The 18407-nt window shown below is 61.9% G+C and carries 18 protein-coding genes; 7 read left to right on the forward strand and 11 right to left on the reverse strand.

Features of this window, described 5'->3' with window-relative positions; all coding sequences use genetic code 11:
- Positions 1-32: 32 nt before the first annotated feature.
- From EA472_RS07310 to EA472_RS07345, 8 genes are all read right to left on the reverse strand, one after another.
- Entirely contained in the window at positions 33-1082 is a 1050-nt protein-coding gene (locus tag EA472_RS07310) for a DUF7284 family protein (protein WP_124190859.1), read from the reverse strand.
- Complete coding sequence (locus EA472_RS07315) at positions 1079-1492, reverse strand: DUF7285 family protein (RefSeq protein WP_124190860.1); 414 nt, start codon at positions 1490-1492, stop codon at positions 1079-1081. Before EA472_RS07315 ends, EA472_RS07310 begins: the two co-directional genes overlap by 4 nt.
- A gap of 34 nt (positions 1493-1526) precedes the next feature.
- The gene (locus EA472_RS07320; protein WP_124190861.1) at positions 1527-2468 is read right to left on the reverse strand and encodes a DUF7283 family protein; all 942 of its coding nucleotides are present in this window, start codon (positions 2466-2468) and stop codon (positions 1527-1529) included.
- A 134-nt stretch (positions 2469-2602) separates the two neighbouring features.
- Positions 2603-4309 (reverse strand): secretion system protein, encoded by a 1707-nt coding sequence (locus EA472_RS07325; protein WP_124190862.1) that lies wholly within the window; start codon positions 4307-4309, stop codon positions 2603-2605.
- Positions 4306-6252, reverse strand: coding sequence for a type II/IV secretion system ATPase subunit (locus tag EA472_RS07330; RefSeq protein ID WP_124190863.1), 1947 nt, complete (start codon positions 6250-6252; stop codon positions 4306-4308). The genes EA472_RS07325 and EA472_RS07330 overlap by 4 nt, the downstream gene beginning before the upstream one ends.
- 139 nt (positions 6253-6391) lie before the next feature.
- Entirely contained in the window at positions 6392-6856 is a 465-nt protein-coding gene (locus EA472_RS07335) for a DUF7311 family protein (RefSeq protein ID WP_124190864.1), read from the reverse strand.
- Positions 6853-7515 carry a DUF7310 family coiled-coil domain-containing protein gene (locus tag EA472_RS07340; RefSeq protein ID WP_124190865.1) on the reverse strand — a complete coding sequence of 221 codons (663 nt, stop codon included), beginning with the start codon at positions 7513-7515 and terminating at the stop codon, positions 6853-6855. The genes EA472_RS07335 and EA472_RS07340 overlap by 4 nt, the downstream gene beginning before the upstream one ends.
- 47 nt (positions 7516-7562) lie before the next feature.
- A complete protein-coding gene (locus EA472_RS07345; protein WP_124190866.1) occupies positions 7563-8642 on the reverse strand; it encodes an ATP-binding protein in 1080 nt (359 codons plus the stop codon).
- A gap of 75 nt (positions 8643-8717) precedes the next feature.
- Between EA472_RS07345 and EA472_RS07350 the strand changes: the two genes are divergently transcribed.
- The 3 genes from EA472_RS07350 to EA472_RS07360 are packed head-to-tail and all read left to right on the forward strand — an operon-like array spanning position 8718 to position 11698.
- A complete protein-coding gene (locus EA472_RS07350) occupies positions 8718-9212 on the forward strand; it encodes a DUF7382 domain-containing protein (protein WP_124190867.1) in 495 nt (164 codons plus the stop codon).
- Between the two features lie 18 nt (positions 9213-9230).
- Positions 9231-10559, forward strand: coding sequence for a hypothetical protein (locus EA472_RS07355; protein ID WP_124190868.1), 1329 nt, complete (start codon positions 9231-9233; stop codon positions 10557-10559).
- The gene (locus EA472_RS07360; protein WP_124190869.1) at positions 10556-11698 is read left to right on the forward strand and encodes a TrkA C-terminal domain-containing protein; all 1143 of its coding nucleotides are present in this window, start codon (positions 10556-10558) and stop codon (positions 11696-11698) included. Before EA472_RS07355 ends, EA472_RS07360 begins: the two co-directional genes overlap by 4 nt.
- Positions 11699-11761: 63 nt before the next feature.
- Here EA472_RS07360 and EA472_RS07365 read toward each other — a convergent pair whose 3' ends face one another.
- Entirely contained in the window at positions 11762-12037 is a 276-nt protein-coding gene (locus EA472_RS07365) for a PadR family transcriptional regulator (protein WP_124190870.1), read from the reverse strand.
- 270 nt (positions 12038-12307) lie between these two features.
- The gene (locus EA472_RS07370; RefSeq protein WP_006087767.1) at positions 12308-12502 is read right to left on the reverse strand and encodes a cold-shock protein; all 195 of its coding nucleotides are present in this window, start codon (positions 12500-12502) and stop codon (positions 12308-12310) included.
- Positions 12503-12969: 467 nt separating this feature from the next.
- Between EA472_RS07370 and EA472_RS07375 the strand changes: the two genes are divergently transcribed.
- From EA472_RS07375 to EA472_RS07390, 4 genes are all read left to right on the forward strand, one after another.
- Positions 12970-13686: a queuosine precursor transporter gene (locus EA472_RS07375; protein ID WP_124190871.1), complete on the forward strand. Its 717-nt coding sequence runs from the start codon at positions 12970-12972 to the stop codon at positions 13684-13686.
- Between the two features lie 107 nt (positions 13687-13793).
- On the forward strand, positions 13794-14891 hold the full coding sequence (locus EA472_RS07380; protein WP_124190872.1) for an aminopeptidase: 1098 nt from the start codon (positions 13794-13796) through the stop codon (positions 14889-14891).
- Between the two features lie 472 nt (positions 14892-15363).
- Positions 15364-15978, forward strand: a complete 615-nt coding sequence (locus tag EA472_RS07385) for a DUF309 domain-containing protein (RefSeq protein WP_124190873.1) — start codon at positions 15364-15366, stop codon at positions 15976-15978.
- A gap of 344 nt (positions 15979-16322) precedes the next feature.
- Entirely contained in the window at positions 16323-17423 is a 1101-nt protein-coding gene (locus EA472_RS07390) for an ABC transporter substrate-binding protein (RefSeq protein WP_124190874.1), read from the forward strand.
- A gap of 273 nt (positions 17424-17696) precedes the next feature.
- On the opposite strand, the gene EA472_RS07395 is transcribed toward EA472_RS07390, so the two are convergent.
- Positions 17697-18308 (reverse strand): flavin reductase family protein, encoded by a 612-nt coding sequence (locus tag EA472_RS07395; protein ID WP_124190875.1) that lies wholly within the window; start codon positions 18306-18308, stop codon positions 17697-17699.
- Positions 18309-18407 lie beyond the last annotated feature (99 nt).

Raw genomic sequence — 18407 nt, forward strand, 5'->3', positions numbered from 1 at the left:
AGACGCCAACGTTCGTTTGTTCGCCGGGCGCGTCATTCGTCCCACACCCGGACGGTAATCGTTACTTCGTCCGTCGCGACGGTCGACGTGAGCCACTCGTCGGCGGTGGCCGAGATGGCCGCTTCGCCGGTCGTATCCTCACTCTCGAGTTCGGCGTCGGTCGTCTCGTCGAACGTCTCCTCGAGATCCGCGGCAATCACGTCGCTCACGTTCTCGGACAGAATTTCGTTGGCTCCATCGACGTCGACGGCCGTCCTGTTCAGGTACTCGCGTTCGACCTCCGCGTCGACGCCGAGAACGTCGCTCCACCGGCGGTACTCGTACAGGATCAGCGATCTGTCGAGCCCGTCTCCCTGCAGCGCCATCGTCGTCGATTCCGTCGGGAACTGTCCGTCGAGGATCGCCTCGGCGATCGGATCTGCCGCCCGATCGAAACTCCCGTTTTCGACGTCGTACGTGCCCTCGAGCTCGTCGTCCGGGGTTTCCGGAAACCCGCTCGCGACCGTGAACGTGACGGTGCTCACGTCCGCGTCCGCCGGTGGTCGATCGCCGGCGGCGGTTTCTCCCCGAATCGACGCGGATTCGTACGGCTCCCAGCGTGCGATGACGTGAATGTGGTCGTGGGCACCGATCAGCTCGCTCCGGACGTTCGCGTCGACAGCCTCTCGAAACTCGACGCCGACTTCGGAGAACGGATCACCGTCGATTCCGGCGTCGCTGATCGCGGCCGCTCCCAGAAGTTGTGCAAGCGGACCGTGATGGACGCGATCGTATCGATCGGCATCGTACGTCGCGTCGTCGAAGACGCCAGTGTCGTCTCGACGCTCGACGGATTGGATCGAGTACTCGACCGTCGTCGTCGACGTCGCGAGCGTCTGTGCGGTTTCGTCGGCGATCGTCGGATCGTGTCGATCCAGATCTGCGGCGAGAAAGACGGTGATCACCGCGATCGACGCGGTGATCAGGAGCAAACAGAGCGAGACGTCGACGACGGTACTGATACCACGGCGATCTGGTCCCCGAATCGACGGTTCCCGCGTGGCGGTCGCCTTCGCAGAATCGGCCGTTCCCGATCCGATCATTCCCGCCAGACCTCCACGTGAAGCGTTCCGCCCCGGACCTCGCCGGCGGGATCCCGATCGAGCTGGACGCCGATCGACCGGCTCGCCGTCGCGGTTCGATCGGGTCGATCCACGTCCGACCCGTCGTACCGAACGTCGTTCGAGGGATCGACGAGGACGCTGTCGACCGTGATCTCTCGCCCGTCGTCCGTCACCGTCGTGACCGCGACGACGGTAGTGTACCCCTCCGGAGATCGGACGCCGTCGTGGAGGTCGCGTCGATCACGGTTTTCGTGGTAGACGCCGTCGCTTCCGGCACCGTTCCAGACCCGCTCGAGCGTCGCGTCCGCGGGATCGCGATCGGTGACGCCCGGATAGAGGTCCGAGAGGACGCCCACGTAGAGGACGACGGCCGAACAGACGAGTGCCACTGCGACGAGCGCCGCGAGCGGCTCCGTCTGACACCTACTGCGCGACCACGAGCGTGACACGGTACTCCCCCGTTTTCGGATCAGTTTCGATCTGACGACTGTTCTCGGCCAGTTCGACACTGTCACGGCTATCCCGGCCATCACAGAGGACGACCCGTTCGCGATACTCGGTGACGTTTTCGACGGCACAGGTCGGCCCGTCGTCGACGCCGACGTCGACGGAGATCGGCAGCTGGAGCGCCTCGCGTCCGTCGAACTCGAGTTCGGCAGAGTCGGTTCCGTGGCGGAACCGGGTTTCCGCTTCGTGTGTCGTCTCCGCCGGGAGACCGTACGAGACGCCGCGTGCTGAAACCACCGCGTCGACGTCATGTTCGTCTCCGTCGTACTCGATGCGCACCGAGGTCGCGTGGTGTTCGGTCGGCTCCTCGTGGTCTTCCCAGTCACCGAGGACGTCCGTCACTTCGGCCGTGATTCGCGGCCCTGGCTCCGACCTCTCGGGAGCGATCCGGAGCGTGCGAACGACCAGTCGATCGCCGGCGGGGTGCCATTCGCCATCGGCGGTAGCGTGTGCGTCCGTGATGCGGTCGACGAACTCGGCGGTCGCGTCAACGTTCTCTCGGTCTAGTTCCGCCCGGAACGCTTCGTCGAACGGCTTCCCGAGCGCGACGTTCTCGAGACGCTCGTCGTCCGTGACCAACACGACCGATCCGTGGGTTAGACTCGAGTGGGTGTGGCCGTGCTCGTTTCGCAACTCGAGCGTTTTTCCATCCCGGAAGCGGAGTTCCTCGGCGTCGTGCTGGTGGCTGGCGCTTGCTTCGGAGGGACTCCCCGCGACCCTGTCGATCGTGTTTATCGCGCCAGTCGCGTCGGGCGGCGGTCCAGTCGGAAGTCCGAGAACGACGCCCGCAACGACGATGCTGACCGCCGAGACGCCGATCCAGACGTACCACGCGTCGATCGGGGCTTCCAGATCCATGCCCGCGGTTGCCTCGTCATGGTATTTAAACGGTGGAACGGGTTTTCGCCGGAGTCCGTAGTTTTCCCGCGACGAACCGAGACACGGCGTCGAGGGACGGGTTTCGAAACCCTCGGTTGGCTACGATAATTCCATCAGTGAACGGTCCCGACGAGCGAAACGGCGACGACGTACAGCGTCGTGCTCGAGAGGAGCGCGCGTCCGACGTGATAGCCGACGAGCGCCCTGTCGAGTCCGTACCGCAGCGCGATCGAAAGCGGAGTCAGGATGAAACACAGCGTCGCGACGTAGACGCCGACGACGATTCCCAGCTGATCCGGCGGAAGCGTCGAGGCGTCGGTGACGGCGAGCAGATCGTCGGTCATCATCCCGGCGAGCCCGACGGTCGAGCCGGCGACGAGCGGGCCGAAGTACGCCGCTGTACTGTCGAGCGTGTCCGTGACGGAGGCCAGTTCGCGCCTGGTTTCGGCTTCGACGTCTTCGAGTTCCTCGAGGTGGGCGGCCATCGAAACGATCGCTCGTCCGGCGGGTTGGCCCTCGCTGGCGGCGATCGCCAACAGGGAGGCGGTTCCGCGTGCTCGAGCACTCGGAACGTGTCTGAGTGCGCCGAACCGTCCGAGGAAGGCATCTTCGACGCTGACCGCCAGTCGACGCTGCAGTCCTGCGGCGTTCGTAAACACCGCACCAGTTTCCCCCGGGACGCGGTCTCCGGCCAGATCGATCGCCGATTCGACGGATTCGCCCTCCGCGACCTGGCGGCCGACGAGATACAGCGCGTCGGTCAGGTGCGCTTCGACGTCTCTTACGTGGTGTCTAACGGCAAGAACCGGACGGTAGAGCGAAATTAACCCACTCCCGATTCCGACGCCCACTGCGGCGAGGGGTGCGAGAAACGACGGCCCGAACGATGAGACGAGCGCGTACGCGCAGATGCCCGCACCGATTCCCCACAGGCTACGGAGCCGGAGTCGATCCGGAATTTCCGGATGGTTCCCGTCGACGGTCGGCGGGGGAAAGGCGACGGGGCGACGGACGAGGAGCCGAAGGCTCGCTGCGAGGAGTGCAACCGGGAGGAGGAGATTGTACACGAGGACGAACGGCCAGACGCCGACGGAGATGCCGGCCATGGGTACAGCGGGAATCAGCGCGACGAGTGCGAGCGGAAGCATCACTCCGAAGGCGAAGAGTCCGGTCGCGGGTCCCCGGATCGACGACGTAAACTCCGCCATTCGAGCGTGCGTCCCGTCGAGAATCGCCGACAGGGCTCGATCGAGCGTGCGTCCACGCTCGGCTTCCGGTGCGTCCTGGGCCGTCGCGAGCAGGTGCGCTGACCGACGTAAGGCTGGAAATCGTTCGGCCCACTCGTCGGCAAACGTCAGCAGACCAGTCCGTGGGGTCCCCCTCGAGCGATCGACGTGCGTTCCGAGACTGTCAGACAGCGGTCCACGACCGGTTTTCGCTGCGAACCTGACCGCCCCTTCGAGCGAGGGTTGAACTTGCATTCGGAGCACGGCTCGCCCGACGAGATTCGGCGCGTCGCCGAGCGCCTCGGTCCGTTTCAGCGCCGCAGCCAGCCGTGGCGCGGCGTGGACGCCGTGGACGACGGCGATCGAGACCGCGGCGACGAAAACGGCGGCGAGGAATCCCGGAACCGGCGTCAACACCGATGGGAGTAACAGAACGGCCGTGACCGCGCCGGCTCCGTTCCCCGCACGAATCACCGTCTCCGGTCGAACGTTCGCCTCGAGAAACGCGACCGACTCGACGAGTTCGTCGCTCGGGTTCACCGGCCAGGGGTACAGCGCCGCAACCGTTCGACACAGCTCTGCCGCGCTCGTCATGTCCACGTGACGCGACCACGGTCTGCGTAGGCCGCCGCCACCTCGGGCGGGCTCGTCCGTCGATCGTTCGCCAGTTGCTCGAGCAGCTCTTCTCGTTCCGCGATCGCGGCGCGAACGTCCGCGTACGTTTCGCTCGGCCCTGCCAGCCTGTCGACGAGACGGCTTTCACCGCGCCCGATTCGACCGGTCGACGTCGCCCGGTCGCCGCCGAGGTCGAACAGCGACTCGAACCGAACGTCGGCTCCGCGTCCGACCACCTCTTCGATCCGCGCGATTCGTCGGCTTCGCCCTCTGGGAGTGCGATAGGACTGGACGGTGACGACGAAGTCGGTTGCAGCGAACGCGGACGGCTCGACCGAGAGATCAGAGACGACCCGCTCGTACACGTCGTCCGCTCCGTCCCCGTGGATCGTTCCGAGGACGGCGTTGGCGTTGGCACCGACGCGCATCGCCTCGTAGAGCACTTGCGCCTCCTCGCCGCGAACCTCGCCGACGACGAGCGCCCCGTCACCGAGCCGGAGAGCCGTCCTGAGCGAATCCGCCGGCGAAATCTCCGGACCGTCCCCGGTCCCCGCCCGAAGCGCCTGGACGTCTCGATCGACCGACTGCAGCGCCCCGACCGGTAGTTCCGGCGTGTCTTCGATGACGACGGTTCTCGTATCGGGACGAAGTTCGTACAACAGCGTTCCGAGGAGTGTGGTCTTTCCCGATCCCCGGGTCCCCGCGATCAGTCCGGCACCGTTTCGCTCGACTGCGATCGAAAGAACAGCTGCAGTTTCGGCCGACGTCGTTCCGTTCTCGACCAGCGCCGGGAGCGTGAATCTGTCGTCGGCCCGCTCTCTGAACGCGAACGCCGTTCCGTTCGCGACGGGATCGGTAACCCCGGCGATCCGAACGCTCGTTCCGACGTTCAGCTCGGCCGTCGCGTCGACCGTCGGCGTCGCCCGAGAAAACGCGCGACCGCTGGTTCGTCGGACGCGGGAGGCGAGCGACTCGACGCCGGTCTGGGTCAGCTCGACGTTCGTCGTCGCCGACTGCCCGTCTACGACGACGCGGAGCGGATTTCGCGCCACAGGCGAGGTGGCGTAGACGTCCGTAATCCGCGGGTCCGAAAACAGATCCTCGAGAACGCCGTAGCCGTCGGTGTGTTTCGACAGTATCGCCGTCAACAGCGGTTCGACCGCGCCGTCACTGACGCGTTCGATCGCTCTCGAGGCGGCTCGTTCACCGTCGACGACGCCGGTCGCGATCGCTTCGTATCCGTCGACGAGCAGGTGACGCTCCTCCGTCGACAGCGAGAGGTCGACGGTGTCGAGTACGTACAGCGGTACGCTGTCCGGTCGATCGTAGATTCGGGCGACAGTTCCCGTCTCGAGTTCCGTGACGTCGCTCAGCGTCCCGTTCGCCGGGGACCGTCGGTCGAGGTAGTAGTCCCCGATCCCCGGACCGACGTTCGGTCTGAGCTCGTCGTAGCTGTCGATCTCGCTGGCGATTTGCGATAATCCGGACTCGTAACCGACGTCCGCGACCGGTCCGACGCGGTTTTTCAGTTCGGTTCCGACCGCGAGCGGATCGCGTTTTGCCTCCCGCGTGAGCCGTTCGTTGCGATCGCCGAGCAGGTCGACGAACCGTCCGGCGCTGGCCAGCAATCGCACGGCTGCATCGTCGTATCGGTGCTCGAGGCCACGAGACCGAACGCAGATTCCGTCTGCGCCGCGGTCGGCCAGTCGTTCGACGACCGTTCGTCGACACGAGGGAGAGTCAAAAAGTGTCTCACCGTCGTCACAATCGTCGGTTCTGAGAGTCAGGACGTCGTCTTCGAACGTCACGCGACACGAACAGGTACCGGAATTCGTCGATCGGAATCTGTCGATCGGTACCGTTCTCCCGAGGCCGAATCCGGCGACGAGCGACCGAACGGAACCACTGCCATCCGTAGACATGGCGGTCGTACCTGCCCGTTCGTATTTAAACTCGAACGCCGGACCGTCCAGCCCTGCGGTCGGTTCCCCGGAAACGCGTTGCCGGCGCGACCGCCGATCGCTCTCGAAGGTATCGCTTGCTCCACCGGAACGGCCACCGTTACGTTCGGTGAACGACGACGATCCTGGTTCCGTCGGGATCCGTCGCGAGGTGCAACGCCAGCGTCCGTTCGACCCCGGTTCCGCCGAGTTCGACGGATCGATTCGCCGTCGACGTTTCGTACACGATCGGGGCGTCGATCGGTTCCGTGAACTGAACGCCATCCGAGAGCGTAACGGTCGCCGTGCTGGTTTCCGCGCTCGTTCGTTCGATTTCGAACCGGTCGATCGACGACGCCGTGATCGACGCGTCGGGAAGCGTTACCGGTACCGTTCGCCGTGGCGGTGGCTGTCCGTCGGGGGGCAACTCTTCGCGTTCGATCAGGGACGTTGCGCCGCGTTCGATCGCGTCGACGTCACGCTCGACTTGGCGTTCGGTGGTCACGCTCGCAGCGTGTTCGATCGCGGGAGCCGACAACGCGACGAGCGCGACCGCCAGCACGATCGCGAGCACGTACCGTATCATCGAAGCCTCGAGACGAGCGATCGGAAGAACCCGGCCGAATCAGCACCGGAAACCGATTCCCGGTCGCGTTGTCCGACGTCGGTCGACGACAGTCGACGCTCGATTGCGCGTTGTTCGACGGAGGCGGTGCGTCCAGCAACCGAGACCGACTCTGTCCGTCCGGTCTCACTCGAGGAATCCGCATCTTCCGAACGGGCTGAATCTCCGACGATCTCTCCGATAATATCCTCGTCGGGACAGTCGATCGACCGGTCGGCTCTCGAGGCCGACCGCCGTTCGCTACTGCCGGCCGATTCCCGCGCGGTTCGATCGGATTCGCCGTCGTCTTCGTCATCCACCTCTGGATGGGGCGCGCCCAGTTTGTCCTCGAGCGCGTCGAGACGTCGCTCGAGGCGATCCACGACGAGCAACGCCGTCGTCGCCTCCCGCTCGACTCCGCTGTTTACGGCTTCGAGCCGATCCACGAATCCGCGAAGCGCTTCAGTCTCTCCCTCGAGTGTGGCGACTCGATACTCGTACGCGTCGAGACGCGACTCGAGACGCTCGAGGTCGGCAACGAGGGAACCACGATCCGGCAGTTCGTCGAACGCGAACTCGCCGTCGACGACGGTCCGTTCGACGGCGGCGAGTCGCTGTTCGAGGCGATCGTAATCGGTCACACGCTCGCTGGCTTCGTCTTCGGGTTTAAACTCTCGGCCAAACCTCGCTACGGTGTTCGGCCCGTTTCGTCGGTTCGATCGACCGCCGCGTCGCTCGCCTTCGGACTGTCTCCGGCGTGTGGGGTCGCGCGTTCGCGAATCCGGGCGGCGTGGACGGTTTCGGTCGCATCGTCGGTGACGACGACGTCACCCGGTTCGGTCGGCATACGTTCCGTGATCGACGCCTCGAAATACGTCGGGCGAGCGCGCTCGAGCGCCTCGAAATCCGCCCGGGACGTCAACCGGTGGGTGATCACGACGTCCGATTGCGAAATACCGACGGCTGGAACGGCACTCGGCCGCTGGGTGGCGGCGACCAGACTCACGCCCGGCGCGCGACCGCGGGTCAGAACCGTTCGCAGGGCGGGCCCGGCGATTCCCTCGAAGAACGCGTGTGCTTCGTCGAGCAACAGCCAGGGGATTCGTTTCGTTCGCTCGCTCACGCGTGCGCGATAAACTCCCTCGACGATCGCTCGACAGACGGCGTTCATCGGTGCAGTGTCCAGCTTCGACACGTCGACGACCGTCACCGGACTTCCGTCGAGAGCTGTCGCGTCGAGTCCGGATTCGTCGAAGACGTTCCACGACTGCGCCAGTTCGAGGTGGTTGGTCGCCGTCCGTCTGTCGACACCCGGAGCGTCGCTCGATTCGATGCGGATTTGCATTTCGTCCATCGTTGCCGCCCCGGCTGCCGCCTGCCACACCAGAGAACCGGCACCGCTTTCGGGAGACAGGTTCAGAAGTTCACACCACGACCGCGGTTCCAGCGCCGAGGGCGCGACGGTCGGCGAGTCGATCACGCGAGCACGAACGGACGAGTCACCGGTCGCCTGAGCCAGCGTCGAGAACACGCCCATCGGATCGATTACGACTGGTGCGATCCCAGGGACCCGCGATAATTCCTCTGCAACGACGCCGAGGGTGAACGATTTTCCGTATCCGCGCTTGCCAACGAGTAATACCGCGTGGGGCTCGTCGAGATCCAGATGAAGCTCTGTCCCTCGGCTGTCGTCCAGTGCACGGTAGTACCCGAGTCGTCCCGTCGGTCCGTCGTCGAGTCCGCCCGTCCGTCCGAGTACGAACGTCACGGCACGAACTGCCCTCGCCTTCGCATTTAATTCCGGCTGCGACGATTTAAGTACGAAAACGAGACCAGTGGCGGTATGCGTACATCACAGCAGCGGACGCAAGCGTCGCCGTCCCGTACGAGATCGACTCGATCGTTCGAATCGGACGAGCGCGCGATCGAAGGACTGCCGATCCGGCTCGTCATCGCGCTCGTGGTCGGAATCGCGGCGCTTTCGATCATGATGAACATGCTCGGCGGAATCGGCGAGTTCAGCGAAACCGAAGTCACGATCGAGTGGGAGGACGATCACGTGCTCGAAGAGAGCGAGCTGGCGAGCACGCTCTCGTTTTCGGTGGTCGACGACGCGGGTAATCGGGTCGAGGATGCGACCGTCATCGTCGCCGCTGGCTCGGCACAGCTGGACGATCCGGTCTACGTCGAGGGCGGTGACGAGATCACGATTCCGGACGACGCCGGACTCCGTCAGGACCAAAACACCGGGACGCTCGAGGTCGAGATCGTTCCGCCGAGCGATAGCAACTACGTCGACGAGCGGTCCAACCCCGAGATCGTCATCGTCAATCGGTAATCGAGTTCGCTTTTCGTCATGATCGAGCTTCCCTCCGAAATTATCGTCGGCGTCTCGCTCGGACTGGTCGCCGGTGCCGGCCCCGTGATCACCGTCGGTTTCCTCGGAGCCGTCGGGTCGTATCTGGGACGGCCGCTCTCTCGAGTAGACTGCGTCGCAGTCGTCCTTTCGCTTTCCCTCGCAAACGGGTACGCCGTTTGGCTGTTCGCGCCGGGAATACGGGCCGCCTCCGTCACTGTTCCCCAACTGGTCGTTGCGGTCGTCGTCGTCGCGGTACTGGCGACGTACGCGAACAGCCAGGCGAAACGCGTCGTCTCGGAGCTGCCCATCGGAACGTCGCTTCCGGTGGTCAGAAAGGCAACCGTCGCCGACGAGACACTCGAGGCCAGCGACGTCGACGGCCAACTCACGATTCGATCGTCCGGAATCCGGCCGATTTCCGGCTACCCGAAGCTTCCTCCGTCCCTCCAGACGGCCCTCGAGACCGACGTCTGGCGGTTGCCCGCCGATCTGGCGCTGTCGTCGCTCGAGTGTCGACTCGAGACGCGCCTTCGAACGAAGTACGACCTCGCTGCGGTTTCGGTATCGATCGACGGCGGCGCTCGAGCGTCGATCGCCGCGGCACCGCCGCGGTCGGGAGTGGCCGAACGGATTCCGGAGGGCTGGCGAGCCGTCACGATTCGGGCGACTATCCCCGCAGGTCTGGGTAGCGACGAAGAGATCGTGATTTACGCCGACGACGAGCCAGTGTGCGGACTCGTTCTCGACGTCGCTGGGTCGGATACCTCCGAATCGGATCCGACCGCACCGATCGGACCGATCGCCCGCCCTCCTTCCACGCGGAATGCCGGTTCCGGTGGCGATTCGTCGGGTCAAACTCACCGAACGCGAGCGGTAGCAGTCGGTGAGTGGACGACGTCGACTGTCGCCGTCCCGGCACCCGACGCCGAGGTGGTGATGAGTGCAGTCCGCCGCCGCGTCGTCGTTCCCGCGGTCGAAACCAACGAGACGTTCGAAGCACTCTCGCTGCTCGAGCGGGCGGACCGTTCGGTTAGAAAGCTCCCCGCGGGCGACCTGGCGACGGCGCTCGATTCGAACGTCGTCGACGTCGAGTACGGCGACGTTCACGTACTCGTGGCCGATGCGTCGACGGTCGGTGGGGATGAGCGCGAACGGGACGGTCGGTGGATCGTCGAACCGGACGTCACCGCTCTCGAGGCCGGCGGTGACGTGTTCGTGGTCGCCGATCCCGTCGTGCTGAAACGGCTCGGTCCTGATACGGCGTCGTCGCCAGATCCGTCGAGTGCGATCGAATCGTCCACCCCTCAACCCGGTGTGAACCGATGATTCTGCCCGTCACGCAGCTGATCGCACCCGCCCGGATCGAGGTCGCTCTGGTAACCGCTTTCGGTCTCGGATTGCTTGCGGGCGTCACTGCCTGCGTCGTTGCGTTCGGCTACCGGCGATTCAGTACCCGACCGGCTCCCCGGGGCGTCGGCGTTCTCGCGGGAGTGGCAGTCGTAGGCCTCTGGTTCACCGCCATTGCGATTCAACGAACGACGGGTATCGACGAACCATCGCTGGTCTATCACGCGACGTTCGTCTTCGCTGCGTTCGTCTGCGGAACGATCGCCGGGGACGGGGGAAGACGAATCGGTGACGCGCTCGCCTGCCACGTCTTTCGTTCCGACGAACCGGTCACGCGAGGCGGGGTCGCGTCGTCGCCACGTTCGACCCGTCCGTTTATCGAAATTCGTCTTCCGGATACGATCGACGACTGTACCGGATATTCCACTGTCGACGAATCGATCAAACGAACGCTCGCCGGCCAGTGCGTTCTTCTCCCACATCGACTCTCCACTGACGAGATCGAGTCTCGGCTGCAACGACGTCTCACACGGGATTGCGGCGTGGAATACGCGGACGTAACGTTCGACTCGAGCGGAGGAGTGCAACGCCTGTGTGTCGGTTGCCGTCGAACTGGAATCGGTCCGACGCTTCCACCGGAGACCATCGCCGTTGGTGTTCGAACGGCGTCACCGTTGCACGCGAGCGTGGGCGATTCGGTCGAAGTGTGGGACGCCGAAGACGAGGCGAATCGACTCGTCGCGACCGGCGTGCTCCGAGCAGTTTCCGGTACGGTTGCGACGATTACGACCGATTCCGACGCAGCGGTCGCGTTCGACGTCGAATCGCGGTACCGGGTCGTAACGCGAGCCAGCGTTCGAAGCGACGTCTACGGGCTCGTTTCGACGCTCGGCGACGTCGATGAGACGGTTACGACCCACGACGTCACCGCAAACGGACCACTCGAGGCGGAGTTCGTCGACTGGCTGCCGGGAACGGTGCTCGTTCTGGTTCGCGGAGACGACGTGGTACCGCTTCCAGCGAGTAACGTCTCACTCGAGGCGGGGGACGTGGTGTACGTACTGGGTACGCCGTCGGAGAGTAGTCGGCTCGAATCGGACGCGCGGATCTCGTCGTAGATACTCGCGCGGGAACCCAATCGTACGGGACGACGCGAACTGGTGACAGTTCGAACGTCCTCGCTACGCGTCGACGTACTGTTTCTCCCACTCCCGTCGATCTTCGATCACTTGCAAGCCGGTCTCGCTGATCTCGTAGTAGTTCGTCCGCCGGTCGAGCTGACCCTTGTCGACGAACTCTTTGTTTACGAGCGTATCCAGATTCGGATACAGGCGACCGTGGTTGATGTCCGTGGTGTAGTACGTCTCGATCTCTTCTTTCACGTCCTGTCCCGACGGTTGATCCGCTCCTGCGATCACGTACAGGAGATCGCGCTGGAATCCGGTCAGATCGTCCATATTTCACCCACATGATCAAACCAACGGAGCGACTATTTGTTATCTATCGCGTATCGCTGCGACGGACCCCGTTTTAGAGAGACTACTACATCGAAATTGCCGTGAGATATTGCTGACCTTGGTTGCATCTCAACCGCCACATACCCAACGACTCGATCCACGACGACGTCTCCGGGAGAACGATCCGGTCGCGACAGCGACCGCTCGCGAGTGATCTACGAAGAATGAATGTTCGCGCTGTGAAACTGCTACCGAACGTCCGTAACCGTATTACAGGCGGGTAACGTTGGTGGCGCGCGGGCCCTTGGGGGCCTGTTCGATGTCGAATTCGATGTCTGTGCCTTCTTCGAGGTCCGGGCCGCCAACGTCTTCCATGTGGAAGAATACGTCGTCGTCCGCGTCGTCCGTCGAAATGAAACCGTAACCGCCTGTGTCGTTGAAGAAATCAACGTTGCCTTTCGCCATTGCAACTGTACGGACCGTCGGCACACGTATAATAGTTGTGTTATAGATATCTTGTCTAAATGAAGATAATTGGCCTCACAACGTCGAGTTCTCCTCGGATACAGGCAATCGATGGTGTGATCACGTATTCTGTTTTGCTCGAGGAAATTTTCGTATCCTATCCGAGACTTTCCGAGAACCGTTCGGACGACCCCGTCGTCGACCGATTACGAACCTCCCGTTCGACTCGAGTTCGCCGAAACCGGCCACGAACGCTCCCGTAGGATGTGGATCAGAATCGCTCGATCGTCCAAAACGGGACGATCGATTCTGTACTCCACTCGATCCCACAGAAGATTCGCATCGCTTTCGGTTCGAGACGCTACCGTTCGACTCACGAGTGTCGGTACTCGCACGGGGCACTCGAGAGCATATCCTGGCCCGACTCGAATAGCACCGCTTAGGTGGTTCGAGCGAAATCCGACGGTATGGCCCACCGTCACGACACGCCGACGATCGCTCAGGTTGCGCTGATCGGGCTGTTCGTCGCGTCGCTCGTCACCGCGCAGTTGACCGCCTCGAAGGTACTCGCGTTCGATCTACCCGTGGCGCTTCCGATCACGGGTCGCGAACTCGTGTTACCGGGGGCTGCGCTCGCGTACGCGCTGACGTTCGTCGCGAGTGACTGTTACACGGAGCTGTACGGAAAACGCGCGGCTCAGATCGTCGTCAACGTCGCGTTCGCGATGAACTTCGTCGTGCTCGCGCTCGTCTGGTCGACGATCGCCGCACCCGCCGCCGAGGCGAGCGTCGATCCGGACGCGTTCGCGACGGCTCTCGGCGCGTCCACCAACGTCGTTCTCGGTAGCTTGCTTGCCTATCTCGTCAGCCAGAACTGGGACGTCTGGCTCTTTCACCGGATCCGCGACTACACGGGCCCGGAGAAGCTCTGGCTCCGAAACCTCCTCTCGACCGGGACGAGTCAGGCGATCGACACCGTGATCTTCGTCTCGATCGCCTTCGCGCTCGCACCCGCGGTGCTTGGCGTCGGCGTCGTTTTGCCGCTCGAGGCCGTTCTCGCGCTGATCGTCGGACAGTACCTGCTGAAGCTCGCGATCGCCGTGCTCGATACACCGGTGGTGTATGCGGTCGTTACGTTCGTCCGCGCGCGAACCGACGCCGACGAGCAGGCGGCTACCGCGTAGTCCAGTGTCTCCGGGCGACGGTCTTCGACGGTCTTGCGGCCGTCGAGTCGTCATCGACGGGACGTTCGAACGAACGGGATTTTGTGCTCGAGTCGCGATTGTCGGTCATGGACGAACGCGTCCGCGAACACGCCGACGTACTGGTCGACTGGAGCGCTCGCGTCGAGGCCGGCGACGACGTCGTGTTGTCGGTCGGTCCCGACGCTCACGACCTCGCGGTCGCGGTCGCCGAACGACTCGGCGAACGCGGCGCGAACCTGCTCGCGACGTATAGCTCTGGCGAGCTCACCCGCGCGTACCTTCGCGCACACGACGGGACGTTCGACGAGCCGCCGGACCACGAACTCGCACTGTTCGAAGAGACGGACGTCTACCTCTCGCTCGGGGGCGGTCGGAACATCAGCGCGATGGCGGACGTCCCGGGTGAGACGCGACAGGCCTACAGCAGCGGCCGTACCGCCGTTCGGGAGGCCCGATTGGGAACGCGGTGGGTATCGACGGTTCATCCGACGCGGTCGCTCGCCCAGCGGGCGGGAATGGCCTACGAGGAGTACCGATCGTTCGCCTACGACGCGATCTTGCGCGACTGGGAGGCGCTGGCCGAGGAGATGGGGCGCATGAAGGACGTCCTCGACGACGGCTCGACGGTCCGTCTCGTCTCCGGTGGAACCGACCTCACTCTACGGATCGACGGTCGGACCGCGGTCAACAGCGCCGCCTCGGTCGCCTACGATTCGCACAACCTGCCAAGCGGCGAGGTTTTCACCGCGCCGTACGCGACCGACGGCGAGGTCACGTTCGACGTCCCGATGACGATCCGCGGCGAGTCCGTGCGGAACGTTCGACTCGCGTTCGAGGACGGCGTCGTCGTCGACCACGACGCCGAGCGGGGCGCGGACGTAATTACGGAGGTGCTCGAGACCGACGTCGGCGCGCGCCGACTGGGCGAACTCGGCGTCGGAATGAACCGCGGCATCGACCGCTACACGGACAACATCCTCTTCGACGAGAAGATGGGCGACACCGTCCACCTGGCGCTCGGTCGAGCCTACGACGCCTGTCTCCCCGACGACGAGTCGGCCACCGAGTCGGCCGTTCACGTCGACCTCCTCCTCGACGTCAGCGAGAACTCGCGGCTCGAGGTCGACGGCGAGGTCGTCCAGCGAAACGGCCGGTTCCGGTGGGAAGACGGGTTCGACGGTTGACCGACCGCGGCCTCGAGTGCTGACGATCGATTGGCCCGCCGCTCTCGAGGGGTGGCGAGACCGATCCACCGCGTGAAGATCCAGAGAGGTATGGACCGCGTACGCCTTGGTAATCGGGACCTGACACGGCGGTCCGAACCGCCGCCTCTCGGAAACCGCTGTATAATTATGTGCGTCTCCCTCCTCGCTTCGAGTACCGCCCCACCGGTGGCGGCCAGTAACCGGTCGGGGACGTTCGCTCGGCGTCCTCTCCCCGTTTCCACAGTGTCTGCCCGCCGCGCCGGAGGCGGCACGTATCCGGCTTCACTCCCCTTATTTATCGCACGTCGACGTCGGAGCGCCACGTCTCGCTTTGTAACGACGCCGCTCGCATCCCAGTGGCGTCTCCGATGACACGGTCCGAAGCGCGGCGGACCTCTCCAGGAGACACCCCCGTCGTTTTGTTCACCACGCCCGTATCCCCCACGGACGGATGCACGATCAGCTACGCGCCGGCGTCGCGATCTACAACGACGGCCACTACCACGCCGCCCACGATGCCTGGGAGGACCGCTGGCTCGACCTCGAGTCCGGCACCGACGACGAGCGCTTGCTTCACGGCCTGATCCAGTTCACCGCGGCGGTCCACCACGCCCGCCGTCGCAACTGGGAGGGGACAGTCGGCCTGGCCGAGAGCGCGCTCGAGTATCTCGCGGAGTTGCCCGACGACTACGGGGGCGTGCGCTTGCCGCCGCTGCGGGTGTTTCTCGAGTCGCTGGCCGCCGATCCGGCGGTGATCGAACGCCGGCCACCGGTCGCGCTCGAACACGACGGCGACGCGCCGGCGCTCGCCGACCTCGGCTTCGAGTCGACGGCGATCGCCGCGGTCGTCCTCGCCGAGGAACTCGGCTACGACGAAGCGGCGTTCGAGCGCGCTCGCGCCTACGCGCGACGGGACCTCGAGGCCGGCGAGGACGACAGCCGGTTCGTCGCGCTGCTGTTCGACTTCGTTCGCGAGGAGAACAGTCGCGGGATCGTCTCCCAGCGACTGACCCAACACGTCGAGCGCCGTCGAGCCCGCGAATCGGACGTCGACGGACTGTTTTGAGGACTCGAGACCGTCGTTCGTCGGTTGCCGTTCTTCTGGCGCTCGAGCTAACGGGTGGTATCTTCGTATAATCGCGAACTGTTCCGGTGAAAAAGAACGCCAGTATTAGCCATCATCGATCTATCGTTCATGTGTGGGGGTTTTATCAAACCTACTCCGATGACCATAGTCGGTTAGTTGAGAATACTATGTATATAATATATTCCATTAAGATTGTATCGTTTGACATCTGTTTCTATTCCTTCTTCTTCCAGTGCATTTTGCAATTCTTGTTTGAATTCTTTCACTATACTGTCCTGCAGATTGACAAAACGTTTATTATACCGTGTGGGTCATTGGTTAACATGGTAAAGGATGGCAATGTGGTTGGAGGGGACAAGGGATTTCGTATTGATCGGCGAAGTGTACTGAGTATCACTGGTACCAGTGCATTTGTGGGTTTAGCAGGGTGTGCTGGAGGTGACAATGGTGAATCGGATGACACCACTGACGATACCACCGACGATGCAACAGATGACACACAACAAACTGATGACGTCCTCCCTGATACACTTGTAATCGGTAATCCTTCACCCGCTTATAGTAGCGCGAATATTCCAGCATTCAGCGCTTTCAGCGATCGGATGGAAGAACGAGGGGTTTCAGTCGATGTAGAAGTTTTCAATGACTTTACCGCTGTAATTGCGTCCCTGATGACTGAGGACATCCATTTTGGTTTTATGGAACCAGTTACGCTTATAAACTCTCACTTGGAGGGTTTTCCAGTAGTGTCATTTATGGAACTCGCCCAACGAATTACACAGGTTGTCGTTAGCCAACCTGAGATCGAAGACTGGGAAGAGCTTCGTGGTGAAACTCTCCTCGCCCATGCTCCACAATCTTTCTCTGCTCTTGCATTGCAACTAGCCGTCGAAGAAAACTTGGGTTCGGTAGATGCCGTTGATTACAGCTATGTTGCTGGTACACCAAACAGGTTTTCAGCGATGGAAGCTGGCGAGGCATTAGCAACGACAGTGTTCCCTAGCGCAGGAATGGAAGCCGAAGAGCAAGGAATTGGTCGAGTTCTTTACGATCCAAATGAACATCTTGAACCAATGACAATGTCTCAATGGGGCGTACTTGAAGAACAACTTGATAATCATCCAGAAATGTATCAAATTATCGTAGATGATATGCTAGAAGCGTACCGAGATATGTATGAAAGCGACCCGCGATCAATTGCAGAAAACGCTCTCGACTCACCCGCAGGTTTCCCCGACTACAGCGTAGACGTCTGGGCTGACACGATCGATTGGGCGACAGAACTCGATATGTGGCCGACAGACCTGTCTAACATGTTAACTGATGAAAAAATGCAGGCAACGATGGATATTGCGATACAAACGGATTTACTTGAAGAATCTGTACCAACAGAGGACATAGTGGACCATCGTTTCCTCGAATAGGAATCGATAAATCATATAAACATTCTTCGATACCGTATCCGAAGTTACAGTGAAATCACGAGCAGTATCTCCATCGATAATGTGCTACACATGAGCAAAGGTTCTCTCGGAGGTGGTTGTTGATACGTTCTGTTCCCCGTTCGCTTACTCAGGAGTGCGTAAAGATGCTCTTCGCAGGCATCTATACCGATACATAACATCACGCGGTAGAAAACCACTATAAAAACCTCGTGAAAAACCGTGTCGGGCTAACAACCAGTAAGAGATCTCAGGTTACGAATTGAAGCCGGTGTCGAGAGTATCACTATCGAATTCTAACTTATCAATTGATGTATAGTAAGATCCGCCGATTCGTCCGATTGCATTCACTTTAGTGGTGTCAATTTTCCCGTCAGTAATTACCGAATCTTTGAGGTGAACCCGAATAACTTCCCCAAAAATTGTCGTGTGTTCTCCGACAGCGACAGTTTCATGTAATCTACATTCGAGGGCTATCTTTATCCCTGAGACACGCGGCGGGGTTACGTCGGTGGATGATTCGCTAGAGATATCTGCGAAATCCCACTCGCTCTCACGATATGGCAACGTTGTACTTGTTTGATCCATCTGACTAACGAACTCTTCAGTAACGATATTCACCACAAATTCTTCCGTCTCTAGAATATTTTTCGTCGTATCTTTTGGTCCGTTGTCTTTTGAGCCGGGTGAAAACATTACGACTGGTGGCTCGCTGTCGCTTGAAATATTAAAAAAGCTGAACGGAGCGAGATTTTTCGTACCATCTGACCCGATCGAGCTTACCCATGCGATTGGACGAGGAATCACTAAACTATTTAAAATGCGGTACATGTCTTGTGGCTCAACTTCTTCAGGAACTATTTCCATAGTTATTCATTTACCTCTGGATATATAACATTCACCTGATGTATGTGCATATCTTCCGATAAAATTTTTACCCGCGATGGATCAGTTCTCAAACTATAA

Source organism: Natrarchaeobius oligotrophus, from assembly GCF_003841465.1.
GTDB classification, from domain to species: domain Archaea; phylum Halobacteriota; class Halobacteria; order Halobacteriales; family Natrialbaceae; genus Natrarchaeobius; species Natrarchaeobius oligotrophus.